This window comes from Allobosea sp. LjRoot9 (assembly GCF_964252745.1).
In the GTDB taxonomy this organism is placed as follows: Bacteria; Pseudomonadota; Alphaproteobacteria; order Rhizobiales; family Beijerinckiaceae; genus Allobosea.
This window is the reverse complement of the sequence record NZ_CAXUPC020000004.1, coordinates 159,756-175,646: the sequence shown is the minus strand read 5'-3', so window position 1 is coordinate 175,646 and position 15,891 is coordinate 159,756. Positions and strand designations below refer to the sequence as shown.

The following is a 15,891-nucleotide window of genomic DNA, read 5'->3' as shown; positions in this document are numbered from 1 at the left end:
GGTTGAGGCATCGCGCGATGGAATTCGCAGCTTCGTCAACAGAGCGGGCCACGCCTTCCAGCCGATGAAGGCGCACGAGCGGCCACAGCCGCATTTTCTGAAATGGCACTGGAAAAGGGATTCGAACCCTCGACCCCGACCCTGGGCCTCCCCTTCATCCCGCCCTTGTTGATCGGCGCCATTCCCAGCGGCTTGCCGGTCGGCGTAGCCGTGTCGGTCCGGAAATAGGCAGCCCTGGCTTCGATGCGCTGGGCAAATCCAATCTTGCGGTTTTGCAGCGGCACCGACAAGGATGTGTGCGCTTTCGTGTTGTTGATCATCGTCGTGCTGGTGAAGCCATCCGACGTCCCCAGCACCGACGCGAAAGTGAAGGCGTGAGCGCGCCACTGTTTCGGGAGACGACCATGCAGCAGCCTGATCGCTATTTGATGGCCGGCGTGATGGGCTATCCCATCATGCATTCGCGCTCGCCCGTGCTGCACAATTATTGGCTGCGGGAGCACGGCCTGAATGGCGTTTATGTCCCGCTTGCGGTGAAACCCGAGGGGTTGGCGGCAGCCTTGCGGGCGCTACCGGCCCTCGGCTTTTCCGGCTGCAACCTGACGATGCCCCTCAAGGAGCTGGCGCTGTCCATCGTCGATCGCGTCTCGCCCATCGCGCGCCAGATCGGCGCCATGAATTGCGTCATCGTCGCCCCGGACGGAAGTCTCGAAGGACACAATTTCGAAGCGTTCGGATACGCTGAGTCGCTTGCCCAGGACGTGCCGGGATGGACGGCGGATGCGGGGCCGGTGATCGTCATCGGCGCAGGCGGCGGCGCCCGGGCTGTCATCGCCGGCCTTGCCGATCGTGGCGCCACGGATATTCGCATCTGCAATCGCTCCGCAGCGCGGGCCGAGCAGCTTGCAGCGGAATTCGGTGTGAAGGTGCTGCCCTGGGATCGGCGGCACGACGCCATCGGGGATGCAGCCCTGCTCGTCAACACGACCAATCAGGGCATGGGCAAGGAGCAGGCGCTCGATCTCGACCTCGCCAAGCTGCCTCCCTCCGCTGTCGTCTCCGATCTGATCTACGTGCCCCGGGAAACGCCGCTGCTCGCAGCGGCGCGTGCGCGGGGCAACCGCACTGTGAATGGCCTGGGCATGCTGCTCAATCAGGCGCGGCCGGCCTTCAAGAATTGGTTCGGCGTCATGCCCGAGATCACGCCGGGCTTGCGCGCCGCCATCGAGGCGACGCTCTGAGGCAAGAGCAGGATGCGAAAAAGTGGGAACCGGTTTTTCGCATCCTGCTCTCACTCCCGGGATGAGAGACGGATTCAGATTTCAGTTGGGATCACTTGGTGATCCCAACTGAAATCATCCGGCTCTTGTCACGCGCCGAATTGGAACAGCCGCATCGGCGTATCCCACAGGAGCTTGGCTCGGTCTGCGGCGCGTGGAAACAGCAGATCGACCATCTGCAGCAACGGCCCGTAATCCATTCGCTCCGGCGCGCGCAGATGTGGCCAGTCGGAGGCCCACATGCAGCCATCGAGGCCGTGCGACTCGACCAGCGCCTCGATGAAGGGCCAGACATCGCGATGCGGAAAGCGCTCCTGCGAGAACTTGGCGAAGCCTGAGAGTTTGACGAAGCAGCGTCCGCTCGCGCCAAGGCGGCATAGCGCGGCAAAGCCCGGCTGCTTCAGCCCGTCAGTAATGATCGGCCTCCCGCAATGGTCGATGAGGATTTTGACAGTGCGATCCTCGATGTGCGGCAGCAGGCCGAGAAACTGATCGCCTTCCGTCTGAATCTGCAGATACATGCCGAGCGCTTCGAGATGGCCGATCAGCGGAGCGATGTCGTCATAGTACGCGACGCTGTGATAGGTCGCGTTGATGGCGACCCCGACAATCCCCATCGCCTGCAGGGCCGCGAGCGTTTCACGATCGCACGCGTTTGGCACGACCGCGATGCCCTTATAGTTGCCATTGCCGCGTTTGATCGCATCCAGCAGGCAGCGATTGTCGTTTCCGTAGCCGGAATTGGGGCCGACGATGAGGCAATGTTCGACGCCGTAGAAGTTGCCGACAGCCGCCAATTGCTCTGCTGTGCCGATCTCCTGGCCCGATGGCTGGTATTTCACATCCGGCGCGTAAGGGAACCGCGCAGGGTCCAGGATGTGGACATGGCAGTCGATCTTGCGTTCTTCAAATGCGCTCATGCCGATCACACCCATTTTGCGCGATATCTATCGGCAATAAGCCATCCATTAACCAGCCATATTGCGGGCTTGTCGATCGACCGTTCGACCGCGCGGAGATTTCGGCGTCGCCCTCTCCGCCCAGCATCACAACGAGTGGGCGGTGCGGGAGATTTGTGAGCGACACCGCAAATACCTTCAGTGGGAGGCTGCGCAATCGGCGCGTGATCAGGCCAAGGCGTGAGGGCAGGTGGAGATCTTTGACGGCACCGCTTTTCGCAGAGCCTTGAGCATGAGATCGACGCCGTCGGCAAAGTCACCGATCGCCATGGCCTCATCGGGATTATGGGAGCCGTTGGCGTTGCGCACGAAGATCATGCCCGAAGGCACGCCTGCGTTGGCGAAGACAGCCGCATCATGCCCCGCCCCGCTTGCGATCTGCTCGACGCTCGTTCCGCGCGCATGGCCGGCTGCCTCGATGCAGCCGATCCAGCCTGCATCCATCACGGCGGGTGGCGAGGCGAGGCACGCGTCGAAGGCGAACCGGACGCCGCGCGACGTCGCCACGGTTCGGCACTCCTCTCGGAAGAGCTCGTAGAAGCGCTCCAGCGTCGCGGAATCCTGGCTGCGCACCTCGAAGCTGAAGCTGACTTCGCCGGGGATGACCGAGACCGCATGGGATTCCGGCGCGGTCGTGCAGATGCCGGCTGTCATCACAAGGTCCATGCCCATCTGCAGGAGCACGCGCCAGTGCTCGTCCATTCGCGACAGGAGCTCGGCGACCGCCAGTACCGCATCCTTGCGCAGCCAGCGCGGTACGGCGCCGGAATGGCCAGCCTCCCCGAGGCAGCGGATGCGGTTGTGGCGCAAATTGCCCCGAATCCCCGTGACCACGGCCGAGGGCCAGTCGCGGGCGGTCATCACCGGACCCTGCTCGATATGGAGTTCGAGATAGGCCGCGATCTCGGCTGGTGCGAGCAGGGCTTCGCTGCGGGCGACGGCATCGACATCGACGCCGCTGCGCGCCATGGCCTCACCGAGCGTGCCGCGGCCGCTGCGATGGTGCAGCGACAATGCGCTGGCCGGCAATTGGCCCAGCAAGGCAAGCGAGCCGATGCAGGCCTTGCCGTAGAACGCGCTTTCCTCGCCGCGTAGCGCCAGCACCCGCAGAGGCGGGGCGGTCATCGCCTGGCCACGCAGGGCGTCAAGCAAGAGCAGCCCGGCCACGACGCCGGCGAGCCCGTCGAAATTGCCGCCTCGCGGCACGGAATCGAGATGGGAGCCGATCACGACAGGCGGTTCTGCGCGCGAATCCTCCGGCAGGCGCAACCAGAGATTCTGGAAACGATCACGCTCCGCGGCGAGGCCCAGCAGGGCGGCGCGACGTTCGATCGCCTGCATCGCGCGCTCCTCACCCTCGCCATAGGCCTCGCGGGTGATGCCGGCCTCATCGCGCGTGAGCGCGCCGACCTCGTCGAAGATCGCGGCAGCGAGTTCCTGCCTGATGAGTTTTTGCCTGATCAGTTCTTGCCGGGGGCTCATGCGCCGACTCCGCCATGGGCAACCGACCATGTCACGGGATCGGCACCGAAGGCTGCCAGTACCCGTTCCGCCTCGTCGGAGAGGCCGCCATCATCCTTGAGAGCGATGAAGAGATCGCGCCACTGCGTCAGCGCGTGCAGGGTCAGGGCGTTCTCGGCGAGCAGCGCATCGGTGTGCGGGTAGATCCCATAATTGACGATCACCAGCGCGTCCTCCACGACGGCCCCGCTCTGGCGCAGCGCCGATACGGCCGCGACCTTGGAACGGGCATCGGTGGTGACGTCGTCGACATAGAGGACACGCGCTGCCTCCGGCAATTTGCCCTCGAGACGCGCGGCGCTGCCCCACCCCATCGGACGTTTGCGCTGATAGAGCAGGGGCAGGGCGAGGCTTTCCGCGAGCCAGGCAGCGAAAGCAATGCCGGAGCTTTCGGCGCCGACGACAGCGTTGATCGCCTTGGCGGCGACGATGCCGGCCAGCTGCCGCGTCGCAATGCTCATCACGACCTGGCGCAGGCCGACATCCGACATGATGAGACGGGTGTCGATATAGATCGGGCTCGCCCAGCCCGAGGTGTAGACGAAGGGCTGTCCCGTCGTGATACGCAAGGCGCCAAGCTGGACCAGCGCGCCGGCGACGCGCGCCGAGGTTTCGGAGGAGAACGCGGTCTGGTGCATGATGGCGACGGCCTCGGGACACGAAGCCGCGACGCTAGCCGCCCTCCCCCGGCCACGAGAAGTTCAAAGAATCCCACGAGCCATCGCATCTTGCGATGGCTGGCGCGTTTCGGTCATGATCCTTGCTCCGACCTGGCCGGAGCCGCAGGCGTACCGGCTCTCTCGTTTACGGCTTGCCATGAACACTATGACGTCATTGCGCAGCTTCCTGCGCCAGCTCGACCTGGCAACGCTCGATCTTTTCATGCTGGTTTGCGAGACAGGGAGCATCGCGCGTGCGGCCGAGCGCGGGAGCATCGCGACATCAGCGCTGAGCCGACGCATCGCGGAATTGGAACGCGCGATCGGCGCGCCGCTGCTGGAGCGTCACGCCCGCGGCGTCAGGGCAACGTTCCTCGGCCAGCAGCTTGCGGGCCATGCGGCCGACATCATCTTCGAGGTCGAGAGGTTGCGCAGCGGTCTCGACGAATTCGCCAGGGGTGTGCGTGGTCGCGTGCGGCTTGCCGCCAGCGCTTCGGCGGTGGAGCAGTTCTTGCCGGGCGATCTCGCCGTCTTCGCGCGGGCGCATCCCGAGATCCGCATTGATCTGAGCCAGCACAGCAGCCAGGCCGTCGCCCATGCCGTGTTCAGCCGCGAGGTCGATCTCGGCATCTGCGGTGAGAGCGAGCATGTCATGCGCCTGCAGTCCCGGCCCTACCGCACCGAGCAGCTCGTCCTGGTGACGCCGCTCGACCATCCGCTGGCAGAGATGGAGCACATCGCCTATGCCGCCGCGCTCGATTACGAGCAGATCGGTGTGCGCGGCAGCAGCACGGTCCAGGTCAATCTCAGCCGCGTCGCCCGCGAGGCCGGGCGCGTGCTGCGCCAGCGCGTCGAGGTCGATAGCCTCTCGGCCCTGTGCCGAATGATCGAATGCGGCATGGGCATCGGCGTGATGGCGCAAGGCGCCTTCGATGCGCTCGGGGATCGGCGCCTGCACGCAGCCGCCTTGATCGACGACTGGGCTCTGCGAGCCATCAATCTCTATGCGACTGACTTTGCAGCCTTGCCCACCCCGGCACGTCGTCTGGCCGAGGCCTTGAGTGGTGGGCATGGCTAACCGGAGCCGGTGTCTGCCTGAAGGCCAGAGCTTGATGATTTTCACCGGACCCACCGCCGTCATTCCGGGGCGATCCGCAGGATCGAGCCCGGAACCCAGAACCGATACCGCTGCTTGAGAAGGCATAGGTCGCCGGGGCGCTTCACGAGGACACACATCGGTTCTGGGTTCCGGGCTCACGCCTTCGGCGTGCCTCGGAATGACGGGAGAGAGTAACGCCATCGGTGAGCGCCGAAAACCGCCGGCCAGCAGCGACCGGCCAACCCGCCCCTGCGAGACAGCGCAAAACCTCAGGCCACCGGCGATGCCTCCGGCTTCAACTCCTCGGCCGTCGGAATGCGGCCCTCGAACCAGCAGGCGGCGGCGGCGCGCGACATCGCCGCCCCGTCATGGCCGATGCCGGGCACGGTGGTCAGCGACCAGTTGCAGGCCACGCCGCGCCGCGCCGCCTCCGCTTTGGCGAAGTCGAGGACGAAATGCGCCCGCGCATAGCGCATCGGCCCTTGCGCCAAGGCCTCGACTTGCGCCGGCAGGTTGGGATCGCTGGTGACGATGTCCTGGTCGCCGGCGAAGATCACCATCGGCCAGGCCAGCCAGCGCGCCAGCTCCGCCTCGCCGAGGCCGAGCCCGTCTAGGCCCTCCGGAAAACGCCGCTCCAGCGTCGGCAGCGTGTACCAGCCCGAATTGGCGGCGAAGGCCGTCTCGAACGGCGTCTGCTCTTGCGTCGCCAGCAGGCGGTGGACGAACTGGCCGCCGGCGGAATGGCCAAACAGCCTGACCTTGTCGCGCTTGGTTACGCCAGCTTGGCGCAGCGCCGCCAGCACGCGGGCGGGCACGGCATAGAGCCAGTCGCCCTCGGCGGCGATGGCGCCGCCTTCGCCGACGACGAGACCGTTATTATAGCCTTCCGCCTTGGGGAAATGGTCGTTGCCGAAGGTCGGTGCGACGATCAGCAAATTGTGCTTTTCGGCGGCCTCGATCCAGAAGTCGCGGTAGTCGTCGCCATTGCGCAGCATGCCGTGCTGGACGAAAACGACCTCGTCCTGCGGGCGATGGCGCGCCGGCCGGTAAAAATTGACCTCCAACGGCCGCTGCGGATGACGGGCGTCGATGAAGGACAGGGCGCTGCGCCCCACCGGTGGATCGAGAACGAGCGTGGTCATGCGGCTTTCCCTGTGGTGTGCAGGTGGCAGGCGGCGCTGCGGCCGGGCGCGATCTCGACGAGGTCCGGGCGGACCTCGCGGCAGACCGCCATGGCGTGCTCGCAGCGTGGGTGGAAGGGGCAGCCCGGGGGCGGGGCCAGCGGCGACGGCAATTCGCCCTTCAGCGGCTGGAAGCTGCTCTTGCGCCGCGCCGCCGAGGGAATCGCCTTGATCAGCGCCGCGCTATAGGGATGCGCCGGCTCGGCGAAGATCGCGGTCGCGCTGCCGATCTCGACGATGCGGCCGAGATACATGATCGCGACGCGGTCGCTGATATGGCGGACCAGGCCGAGATCATGGCTGACGAAGAGATAGGTCAGCCCGTGCCGCGCGCGCACATCCATGAACAGGTTGATCACCTGCGCCTGGATCGAGACGTCCAGCGCCGAGACCGGCTCGTCGCAGACCAGGAAATCGGGCTTCACCGCGAGTGCGCGGGCAATGCCGATGCGTTGGCGCTGGCCGCCGGAGAACTGGTGCGGGTAGCGCTCGCGATAGGCGAGATCGAGCCCGACTTCGCTCAGCGCCCGGTCGACCGCACCATTGAGCTCCGCCTTCGGCACGAGCTTGTGGACAGCAAGCGCCTCGCCGACGATGCGGCTCACCCGCATCCGCGGATCGAGCGAGGCGTAAGGGTCCTGGAAGATCATCTGCACCTTGAGCAGATAATCGAGCCGCTCCTTGCCCTTGAGGCCGGCCGCGGAGCGGCCCTTGTAGAACACCTCGCCCCCGGTCGGCGGCAGGATGCCGGTGGCGATGCGCGCCAAGGTCGACTTGCCGCAGCCGGATTCGCCGACAAGCCCGAGCACCTCGCCCTTCCCGATGCTGAGATCGACACCGTCGACCGCCTTGAGCGTCGCAGGCGGCGCGTGCCGGCCGATCGCGGTCAGGATGCGCTCGGCGATATTGGCCTTGCCGCGGAAGTATTTGCGGACACCGCGCAGTTCGAACAGGGGCTCGCTCATGCCGCCACCAAATTCGGCTTGGGGGCTGCCGGCACGGGGTTGTGGCAGCGCAGGGTGCGGCCGTCATAGGCTTGCGGCTGTGGATCGCTGTCGGCGCAGACGGGCAGAGCCCGCTCGCAGCGTGGTCGGAACGGGCAGCCGGAAGGGCGCGAGTCGATGCGCGGCGCGACGCCGTCGATCTGGTGCAGGCGCTCGCCCGGCTCGACCATGCTGGCCGAGGAGTTGAGCAGGCCAAGCGTATAGGGATGGCACGGCCGGTCGAGCACGGTCTCGACATCGCCGATCTCGACGATGCGCCCGGCATACATCACCGCCACCCGGTCGGCGAGCTCGGCGACCACGGCGAGGTCGTGCGTGATCCAGATCACCGCGGCACCGGTTTCGCGCGAGAGCTTCTGCATCTCGTAGAGGATCTGCGCCTGGATGGTGACGTCGAGCGCCGTGGTCGGCTCGTCCGCAATGATCAGGTCGGGGTCGTTCAGGAGCGCGGTCGCGATCGCCACGCGCTGGCGCATGCCGCCGGAGAATTCATGCGGGAACTGTTTCAATCGCGTCTCCGGCGAGGAGATGCCGACCCGCGCCAGCGCCTGCGCCGCCTTGGCGAGCGCCTCGTCGCGGCTGCAGTCGCGATGCTCGAGGATCGCCTCGCTCATCTGCTCGCCGATGCTGAGCACCGGGTTCAGCGTCATCAGCGGGTCCTGGAAGATCATCGCGATCCGGTCGCCGCGCAATTGGCGCAGGCGCTCCTGCGAGGCGGCGCGCAGATCGATGCCATCGAACAGGATCTCACCGGCAACGACCTCGCCCGGCGGGTCGATCAACTGCACCAGCGAGAAGCCGGTCACCGACTTGCCCGAGCCGGATTCACCGACAAGGCCGAGCACCTCGCCCTTGTTGACGTGGAAATCGACGCCGTCCACCGCCGGCCAGGCGCCATCCTGCGCATGGAACACGGTCTTGAGGCCGCGCACGGAAAGGAGAGGCGTCTCGCTCATGTCCACGTCGAAGCTCATGCGCGCACGTTGAAGCTGCGGCGCAGGCGGTCGCCGACGAGATTGAGCGACATGATCAAGAGCACCAGCGCGATACCGGGGAAGACGGCGATCCAGTATTCGCCGGAGAGCAGGAACTCGAAGCCGTTGGCGATGAGGAGGCCGAGCGAGGGCTGTGTCACCGGCACGCCGACGCCGAGGAAGGACAAGGTCGCCTCCAGCGTGATCGCCGAAGCGATGCTGATGCTGGCGACGACGAGCACGGCGCCGACCGAGTTCGGCAGCAGATGCGCCAGCATGATGTGGCGGGTCGGCAGGCCGAAATTGACGGCGGCCTCGATATACTCCTTGCGCCGCTCGACCAGCGCTGCCGCCCGCATCAAACGGGCGTACTGCGCCCATTGCACCAGCACGATGGCGAGGATGACCTTGTCGACGCCGCGCCCGATCGAGGCCAGCAGCACGAGCGCGACCAGGATCGAGGGAAAGCCGAGCATGAAGTCAACGATGCGCATCAGCACGGCGTCGACCGCGCCGCCGAACTGCGCCGCGGCGAGCCCGGCGAGGATGCCGATGGTGAGCGCGCCAATGGTCGAGGCGAGGCCGACGAGCAGGCTGGTGCGCAGGCCGTAGAGGATGGCGCTGAACATGTCGCGGCCCTGGGCATCGCTGCCGAGCCAGTAGGTGAAGCCGCCCATGCCCTGCTCGCCGGGCGCCAGCCGGTTGTCCATCACGCTGAGCGCGCCGAGATCATGCGGGTTCTGCGGCGCGATCACCGGCGCCAGCAAAGCGAGCACCACCATGATGCCGAGCAGGATCACGGCGCCGCGCGTCGTCGGCCGGTTGCGCAGGCGGGCCAGCACCTTTTCGCGCAGGGGCGTATCGGCCTGCACCGGCCCGGCGAGGCGGGGCAAGTCCGGGCGAGGCAAGTCCGAGCGGGGCATGTCGAGGCTCATGCCTGCTCTCCGGCGAGCTTCACCCGCGGGTCGAGCGCGGCATAGAGCACGTCGACCAGGAAGTTGACGGTGACGAAGAGCAGCGTTGCCAGGAGGACGTAGGCGACGACCACAGGCCGGTCGAGCTGGTAGACCGAATCGATCAGGAGCTTGCCCATGCCCGGCCAGGCGAAGACGGTCTCGGTGATGGTCGAGAACGCGACGAGGCTGCCGAACTCGACGCCGACCACGGTGACGATCGGGATCAGGATGTTGCGCAGCACATGCCGATTGACGATGCGCCGGGGCCGCACACCCTTGGCGCGGGCATATTTCACATAGTCCTGCGTCATCGTCTCGGTGGTGCCGGCGGCGACGAGGCGCACGATCAGCGCGAGGTTCGGGATCGCCAGGTTGAGGGCGGGCAAGGCGATGTGCCTGAGCCCGTCCAGCGTCAGCAGGCTGGTCTGGAGGCCGAGCAGCGAGACCGTCTCGCCACGCCCTGCCGTCGGCAGCCAGCCGAGCAGCACGGCAAAGAGCAGGATCAGCATCATGCCCTTCCAGAAGCTCGGCAAGGAGAAGCCGAGCACGGTTCCCGCCATGACGATGCGGGCGCGCCGGCTGTCGGGGTTGAGGCCGACCATCAGCCCGAGCGGGATGCCCGCAGTGAGCGCCAGCGTCATCGCCAGCAGCACCAGCTCGAAGGTCGCCGGCAATCGCGCCAGGATCAATTGCAGCGCCGATACGCCATGGACGAAGGAGCGACCGAGATCGCCCTTCAGGGCGTTGCCCATGAAGGTCAGGTATTGCTGCCAGACCGGCAGATCGAGCCCGAGCCGGCGGATCAGCGCCTGCCGCTCGGCATCGCTGACCTGTGGCGAGACCAGGAGCTCGATCGGGTCACCGATACCGTAGACGGCAAAGAAGACCACGACCGAGACCGCGAGCAGCACGAGCACGCTCTGGATCAGCCGCTGCAGGACATAGGCGGTCATGCCGAACCTCGAAGAGTTGGCGGCCGGCTTACTTGGCCGGCTTCACCGACATGGCGAGCATGAACTGGTCGGCACGGCCTGCGACCGCCAATTCGGACTTGAAGGCCCAGATGCCGCTTTCGAAGTGCAGCGGGATGAAGGCGCCGTCGGCAAGGACGAGTGTCATCGCCTGCTGCAGCAATTCGGCGCGCTTCTTGTCGTCGAGCGTCGTGACCGCGGCGCGGATCACCTTGTCGAATTCGTCGTTCTTGTAGCCGCCATAGTTCGAGCCACCGAGCGTCTTGGCCTCGTTGGGGGTCGGCGGCCACTGGCGCAGGAAGGAGGCGGCCTCGCCGGTCCCCGAGCCCCAGCCGCCGAGCGCGACGCTGAATTCCTTCTTGGCGCGGCGCGGGAAATAGATCGCCCGCGTCATCGCATCGACCTCGGTCTTGATGCCGATCTGGGTCAGGTACTGCGCGACGGCCTGGGTGATTTGGCTGTCGTTGATGTAGCGGTCATTGGTCGAGGACAAAGTGAGCTGGAAGCCGTTGGGGTAGCCGGCCTCGGCCAGCAGCTTCTTGGCCGCAGCCGGGTCATAGGCAAGCTTGGGCGGGTTCGCCAGCGTGCCGGACATGCCGGTCGGCAGGTACTGGTAGGCCGGCTCGGCGGCGCCATCCATGATGCGCTTGACGATGGCGTCGCGGTCGATGGCGAGCGACATCGCCTTGCGCACGCGGGCGTCCTTGAGCGGGTTCTTGCCGTCCTCGGCCTTGACGAAGGGGCTCTGGTCGCGGCCGACGTCGAGCTGGAAGTAGATCACCCGGGTCGAAGGCGTGATGACATGGCCGAAGCGCTTGTCGCCCTTGATCCGAGCAAGGTCGCGCGCGGCGGGGTTCTCGATCACGTCGTAATCGCCGGCGAGCAAGCCAGCGAGGCGCGGGCCGGCATTGGTCACCGGCACGAAGCGCACGGTTGCCCAGGGCTCGGCAGGGCCCCAATAGGTCGGGTTGCGCTCGAGCTCGATCGCCGAGCCACGCACATAGGACTTCAGCTTGTAGGGGCCGGTGCCGATCGCGGCCGTGCCGTCGTTGAAATTATTGACCGCAGGCCAGGGCCCGGTGACGCCGCAATTCTTGGCGACGTCGTAGCTGATCGGGCCATGCTCGACGATGGAGGCCGTGAGGATCGGCAGGCCCGAGAGCAGGGTCGGCAGCAGCGGCTCGGGCTCGGTCGTGTTGATGACGAGCGTGTGCGCATCCGGTGTCTCGACCGAGGCGAAATTGCCGGTGATGTCGGCGAAGGAACCGGAGACCTTGGTCTCGTTCTTCAGCGTGCGGCAGAAGGTGAAGACCACGTCCTCGGCGGTGAAGGGCTTGCCGTTCGTGAACGTCACGCCCTGGCGCAGCTTGAAGGTCCAGCGATTCTTGCCGTCATTCTCCCAGGACGCGGCAAGGCCGGGCCGCAGCGCCTGCTTCTCATCCTGAAGCACGAGCCCGTCGAAGATATGCATCGCGAGCGCGTTGTTCGGGGTAAGGTCGTGATAATGCGGATCGACGGCGGTCGGCTCTGAGGCGAGCGCGATGCGCAGGGTCTGCGCCATGGCAGGAGCGCTGAGCATATTGGCGCTCAGCAAGCTGGCGCCGAGCAGGATGGTGATGAGCGCGCGCTGACGCATCGGTTTCGTCTCCGTTCCCGTAGCTGGTCGATTTTTTGACAGCTTTATTTTCACGGTCTAGAAAACATGAAAATTATCCGACGTCAATCAGCGGGAAAGCCATGTCACGCGCCCTGAAGCCGACGACGGACCTCGCCAATCGCATCGCCCAAATCTACCCCTCGCTTAGCGAGGGCCATCGCAAGGCGGCCGACTTCGTGCTGCAGAGCCCGCTCGATTCCGCGACCGTGACGATCGAGGGGCTGGCCGAAAAGAGCGGCACCTCGACCGCGACTGTAACCCGCTTCGTCCGGGCCCTGGGCTACCGCAATTACGGCGATTTCCGCGCAGCCTTATCGACGGCGCTCAAGGTCGCGATGGGGCCGGTGGAAGGCCTCGCCGATGCCCGCGCCACGGCCGGCTCGGTCTTCGCCACCATGGCGGCGACCCTGAAGCGCGAGGCCAACAATCTCGACGAGGCGATCGCGACGCTGGAGGAGGAGACGGTCAACCGCGCCATCGCCCTGTTCCTGAAGGCGCGCCGCATCTTCATCGTCGGCTCCGGCGCTAGCTATTATGTCGGCGCCTTCCTGGAGGACGGGCTTGCGCTCTATCTCGACGCCGACGTCGTCTTCGCCTCCTCGCGCGGCGGGCCGGAACGCGCCGTCCGCCATATGCTCTCGGCCGGGCCCGACGACGTCGTCATCGCGATCTCGCTGCCGCGCTATTCGCGCAACACGCTCGAGCTCGCCAAATTCGCCAGGAAGCGCGGCGCCGTCCTGATCGCCCTGACCGACGGACCGTCATCGCCGCTGGTGCCGCTGGCCGACATGACCTTCTTCGCACCGGCTCGCAACAGCTTCCTGCCGAACTCGCCGACCGCAGCCTTCGCCGTCGCTGGCGCGCTGATCACCACGCTGGCCCGCGAGCGCCCCGATGCGGTCGAGGCGCTGAAGGGGCTGAGCGAGAGCCTGCTCTGGACCTTCCACTATTAGAGCAATCCCCGGGGAATAGGCCCCAAACTCTCCGTGAAGATTATGGGATACTCTAGGGCGGTTTTCGATCTGAGTGAAACACAGATCGTCATTGCGAGAAGCGAAGCGACGAAGCAATCCAGGAGGACGTAGAGCTCTGCAGTTCCTGGATTGCTTCGCTGCGCTCGCAATGACGATTCAGTCAGATCGAAAACCGCTCTAGTTGAGATTGAGCCCGAGCTCACGGATGAGCGGCACCCATAATTGTCTTTCGGACTGGATCAACTGCGCGAATTCCGCAGGCCCGCCCGCCAAGGGCTCCACGCCCAACTCGTTCATCCGCGCGCGCAAGGCAGCGTCTCCCAGGGCGGCGGCGTGAGCCTTGCCAAGAATTCCGGCCACCTCGTCGGAGGCCTTCCCGGTCGTCATCAAACCCTGCCATGCATAGGCTTCGAACCCTGATCGGCCATAGGCCTCGTCGATCGTCGGGACGTCCGGCAAGGCCGCCAGTCGCTTCGGCGAGCACACGGCGAGCGGGCGGACCTGGCCTGAGCGCATCAATTCGCCGCCTGCGGCGTAGTCGACCATTCCGGTTTCGACGCTGCCTGACAGCAGGTCGGCGATCATCGGCGCCATCCCGCGATAGGGCACATGGGTCAGGCGCAGGCCCAGATCCCGCGTCAGCCTCGCCATGGTCAGGTGATGCGGAGATCCTACGCCAGGCGAGCCGAAATTGAGGCCATCTGGCGTCGACTTGGCGCGCTCTGCAAAATCTTTCGCGCTCGCGATCGGCGATGAGCGTGCTGCGCTCAGCACGAGATGGAAGCGTGCCAGCAGCCCGACCGGCCGCAGGTCGCGATCCGGATCAAAGGGGAGTTTTGCGAAGAGGGCGGTGTTGTTGACCAGCGTGCCGTTATCCGCGGTCAAGAGGGTGTAGCCGTCCGGAGGCGCCTTTGCCACCGCGTCCGCCCCGATATTGGTCGACGCACCCGGCCGGTTCTCGATGACGATCGCTTGACCCAGCTTCGCGCTCATCGCGCTGCCCACAAGGCGCGCGATGATGTCGGCTCCGCCGCCGGCAGCATATGGCACGATCCATTTGATCGGCCGGTCCGGATAGGCAGCGTAGGCTGGCGAAGCCAAGGCCAGGGCACTAGCGCCGGTTGCCGCCAGGAAGCTTCTGCGTGTCAGTGTGTTGGTATCGGTCATCATCTCCCCCTTTGTGATGTCTTCTTGGAAAACTCGGTTGCGTGACCCCAGGATTGACTGTGATCGCCGGCCTCAATGCCGGGGATGGCTGATTTCATGGACCTGTCTCACGGCGCCGCCTGGATCTGTGCGCGGCACTCGCCAAAGCCGATCGCGGCGAAGCCGGGCCGGCGGCAGCGGGCGCGCAAGATGACCTCGTCACCATCCTCGAGGAAGCGCCGTTCCTCGCCACCTGGCAACAGGATCGGGTTCCGCCCGCCCAAGGTTGCTTCCAGGAGCGAGCCGGCCTCAGTCGGCGCAGGGCCCGATATCGTTCCGGTGCCGATGAGATCGCCGGGCCTGAGGTTGCACCCGCCGCTGGCGTGGTGAGCCACGATTTGGGCTGCCGTCCAATACATGTAGCGCGCATTCGAGCGCGCCAGGCTGTGGGCGGCCAGCTCCTGCATGGCCATCATCCGGCTCGAAATCAGCACTTCCAGCTCGATGTCGAACGCGCCGGTCAGCATATCATCGGCATCGACGAGATAAGGAAGCGGCGACGGGTCGCCCTCGGGACGTGCCGGCTGAGCTATCGCATAGGGCGCCAACGCCTCCGGCGTGATGATCCAGGGCGATACGGTCGAGCTGAAGTTCTTGGCGAGGAAAGGCCCGAGGGGCTGATACTCCCAAGCCTGAATATCCCGAGCCGACCAGTCATTCAGCAGGCAGAAGCCCGCAATATGCTCCGACGCCTCCGCAATCGGAATTGGGCTTCCCAGATCGTTGCCAGGACCGATCCAGATTCCCAGTTCCAGTTCGTAGTCGAGCTTGCGGCAGGGGCCGAAATCAGGCGGCGAACCTCCCTCGCCCCTGGTCTGCCCGTTGGGTCGGCGGACGGACCGTCCGGATGCGCCGACGGAGGATGAGCGTCCGTGATAGCCGATCGGGACATGCTTATAATTAGGCAATAGCGGGTTATCGGGCCTGAAGAGCTGACCGACGTTTCTCGCGTGATGGATGCCGACGAAGAAGTCGGTGAAATCACCGATCGTGACAGGCAAAGGCAAGCTGCACGAAGCGGCGTGGTGCAGCATCGGCTCCACCCTGGAGCGCTCGACCGCACCCGTCCGAAGCAATTCGGAGAGCCTGATCCTCAACGCGCGTCGTGCGGCCGAGCCCAATGCCAGGGCATCATTGAGCACCCCGCTCCCGGCAGCCTCCACGAACGCCGCACTCCCGCCCGATAGCAAGCCCGCACTCAAAGCAGCGGAAAGGTCGAAGATGCCGTCACCGATCGCCGTGCAGGGCCGCCTCCGACCATCCTCGGCAGTAAAGATGCCGACCGGCAAGTTCTGGATCGGGAAATCGGCATGACCATTCGCCGATGCCACCCAGCTCGTCAGCTGCACATCGTGCGTTTCATCGATACGCTGTCTCATGGGGTCACTGTTTGCACTGACGGGCCGATCCATTCAGGTCGAGTTCCATTCGCGCAGAAATCTGCGCGCTG

The 15,891-nt window shown here is 65.7% G+C and carries 15 protein-coding genes; 3 read left to right on the top strand and 12 right to left on the bottom strand.

The features are described 5' to 3' along the window. Positions 1-35: 35 nt before the first annotated feature. Positions 36-320 (bottom strand): hypothetical protein, encoded by a 285-nt coding sequence (locus ACSQ3P_RS18125; protein WP_436166909.1) that lies wholly within the window; start codon positions 318-320, stop codon positions 36-38. A gap of 84 nt (positions 321-404) precedes the next feature. On the opposite strand from ACSQ3P_RS18125, the gene ACSQ3P_RS18120 reads away from it, so the two are divergent. Then, positions 405-1,241 carry a shikimate dehydrogenase gene (locus ACSQ3P_RS18120; protein ID WP_436166908.1) on the top strand — a complete coding sequence of 279 codons (837 nt, stop codon included), beginning with the start codon at positions 405-407 and terminating at the stop codon, positions 1,239-1,241. Between the two features lie 128 nt (positions 1,242-1,369). On the opposite strand, the gene ACSQ3P_RS18115 is transcribed toward ACSQ3P_RS18120, so the two are convergent. From ACSQ3P_RS18115 to ACSQ3P_RS18105, 3 genes are all read right to left on the bottom strand, one after another. Next, a complete protein-coding gene (locus ACSQ3P_RS18115; protein WP_436166907.1) occupies positions 1,370-2,200 on the bottom strand; it encodes an amidohydrolase family protein in 831 nt (276 codons plus the stop codon). Between the two features lie 207 nt (positions 2,201-2,407). After that, positions 2,408-3,721 carry a hydantoinase/carbamoylase family amidase gene (locus ACSQ3P_RS18110; protein WP_436166906.1) on the bottom strand — a complete coding sequence of 438 codons (1,314 nt, stop codon included), beginning with the start codon at positions 3,719-3,721 and terminating at the stop codon, positions 2,408-2,410. Then, positions 3,718-4,398, bottom strand: coding sequence for an orotate phosphoribosyltransferase (locus tag ACSQ3P_RS18105; RefSeq protein WP_436166905.1), 681 nt, complete (start codon positions 4,396-4,398; stop codon positions 3,718-3,720). Before ACSQ3P_RS18105 ends, ACSQ3P_RS18110 begins: the two co-directional genes overlap by 4 nt. Before the next feature lie 178 nt (positions 4,399-4,576). Here ACSQ3P_RS18105 and ACSQ3P_RS18100 point away from each other — a divergent pair, with 178 nt between their 5' ends. After that, positions 4,577-5,497 carry a LysR substrate-binding domain-containing protein gene (locus ACSQ3P_RS18100; RefSeq protein WP_436166904.1) on the top strand — a complete coding sequence of 307 codons (921 nt, stop codon included), beginning with the start codon at positions 4,577-4,579 and terminating at the stop codon, positions 5,495-5,497. 290 nt (positions 5,498-5,787) lie between these two features. Here the strand turns inward: ACSQ3P_RS18100 and ACSQ3P_RS18095 are convergent, their stop codons facing one another. The 6 genes from ACSQ3P_RS18095 to ACSQ3P_RS18070 are packed head-to-tail and all read right to left on the bottom strand — an operon-like array spanning position 5,788 to position 12,240. Further along, complete coding sequence (locus tag ACSQ3P_RS18095; RefSeq protein WP_436166903.1) at positions 5,788-6,660, bottom strand: alpha/beta hydrolase; 873 nt, start codon at positions 6,658-6,660, stop codon at positions 5,788-5,790. Continuing rightward, the gene (locus ACSQ3P_RS18090; protein ID WP_436166902.1) at positions 6,657-7,664 is read right to left on the bottom strand and encodes an ABC transporter ATP-binding protein; all 1,008 of its coding nucleotides are present in this window, start codon (positions 7,662-7,664) and stop codon (positions 6,657-6,659) included. Before ACSQ3P_RS18090 ends, ACSQ3P_RS18095 begins: the two co-directional genes overlap by 4 nt. Further along, positions 7,661-8,659, bottom strand: a complete 999-nt coding sequence (locus ACSQ3P_RS18085) for an ABC transporter ATP-binding protein (RefSeq protein WP_436166901.1) — start codon at positions 8,657-8,659, stop codon at positions 7,661-7,663. The genes ACSQ3P_RS18090 and ACSQ3P_RS18085 overlap by 4 nt, the downstream gene beginning before the upstream one ends. 14 nt (positions 8,660-8,673) lie before the next feature. Beyond that, positions 8,674-9,612 (bottom strand): ABC transporter permease, encoded by a 939-nt coding sequence (locus ACSQ3P_RS18080; RefSeq protein WP_436166900.1) that lies wholly within the window; start codon positions 9,610-9,612, stop codon positions 8,674-8,676. After that, the gene (locus ACSQ3P_RS18075) at positions 9,609-10,586 is read right to left on the bottom strand and encodes an ABC transporter permease (RefSeq protein WP_436166899.1); all 978 of its coding nucleotides are present in this window, start codon (positions 10,584-10,586) and stop codon (positions 9,609-9,611) included. The genes ACSQ3P_RS18080 and ACSQ3P_RS18075 overlap by 4 nt, the downstream gene beginning before the upstream one ends. 28 nt (positions 10,587-10,614) lie before the next feature. Continuing rightward, on the bottom strand, positions 10,615-12,240 hold the full coding sequence (locus ACSQ3P_RS18070) for an ABC transporter substrate-binding protein (protein WP_436166898.1): 1,626 nt from the start codon (positions 12,238-12,240) through the stop codon (positions 10,615-10,617). A gap of 101 nt (positions 12,241-12,341) precedes the next feature. On the opposite strand from ACSQ3P_RS18070, the gene ACSQ3P_RS18065 reads away from it, so the two are divergent. Next, the gene (locus ACSQ3P_RS18065; RefSeq protein WP_436166897.1) at positions 12,342-13,214 is read left to right on the top strand and encodes a MurR/RpiR family transcriptional regulator; all 873 of its coding nucleotides are present in this window, start codon (positions 12,342-12,344) and stop codon (positions 13,212-13,214) included. A 198-nt stretch (positions 13,215-13,412) separates the two neighbouring features. Here the strand turns inward: ACSQ3P_RS18065 and ACSQ3P_RS18060 are convergent, their stop codons facing one another. Beyond that, positions 13,413-14,240, bottom strand: coding sequence for a Bug family tripartite tricarboxylate transporter substrate binding protein (locus tag ACSQ3P_RS18060; protein ID WP_436166896.1), 828 nt, complete (start codon positions 14,238-14,240; stop codon positions 13,413-13,415). 269 nt (positions 14,241-14,509) lie between these two features. Next, complete coding sequence (gene fahA / locus ACSQ3P_RS18055; RefSeq protein WP_436166895.1) at positions 14,510-15,820, bottom strand: fumarylacetoacetase; 1,311 nt, start codon at positions 15,818-15,820, stop codon at positions 14,510-14,512. Positions 15,821-15,891 lie beyond the last annotated feature (71 nt).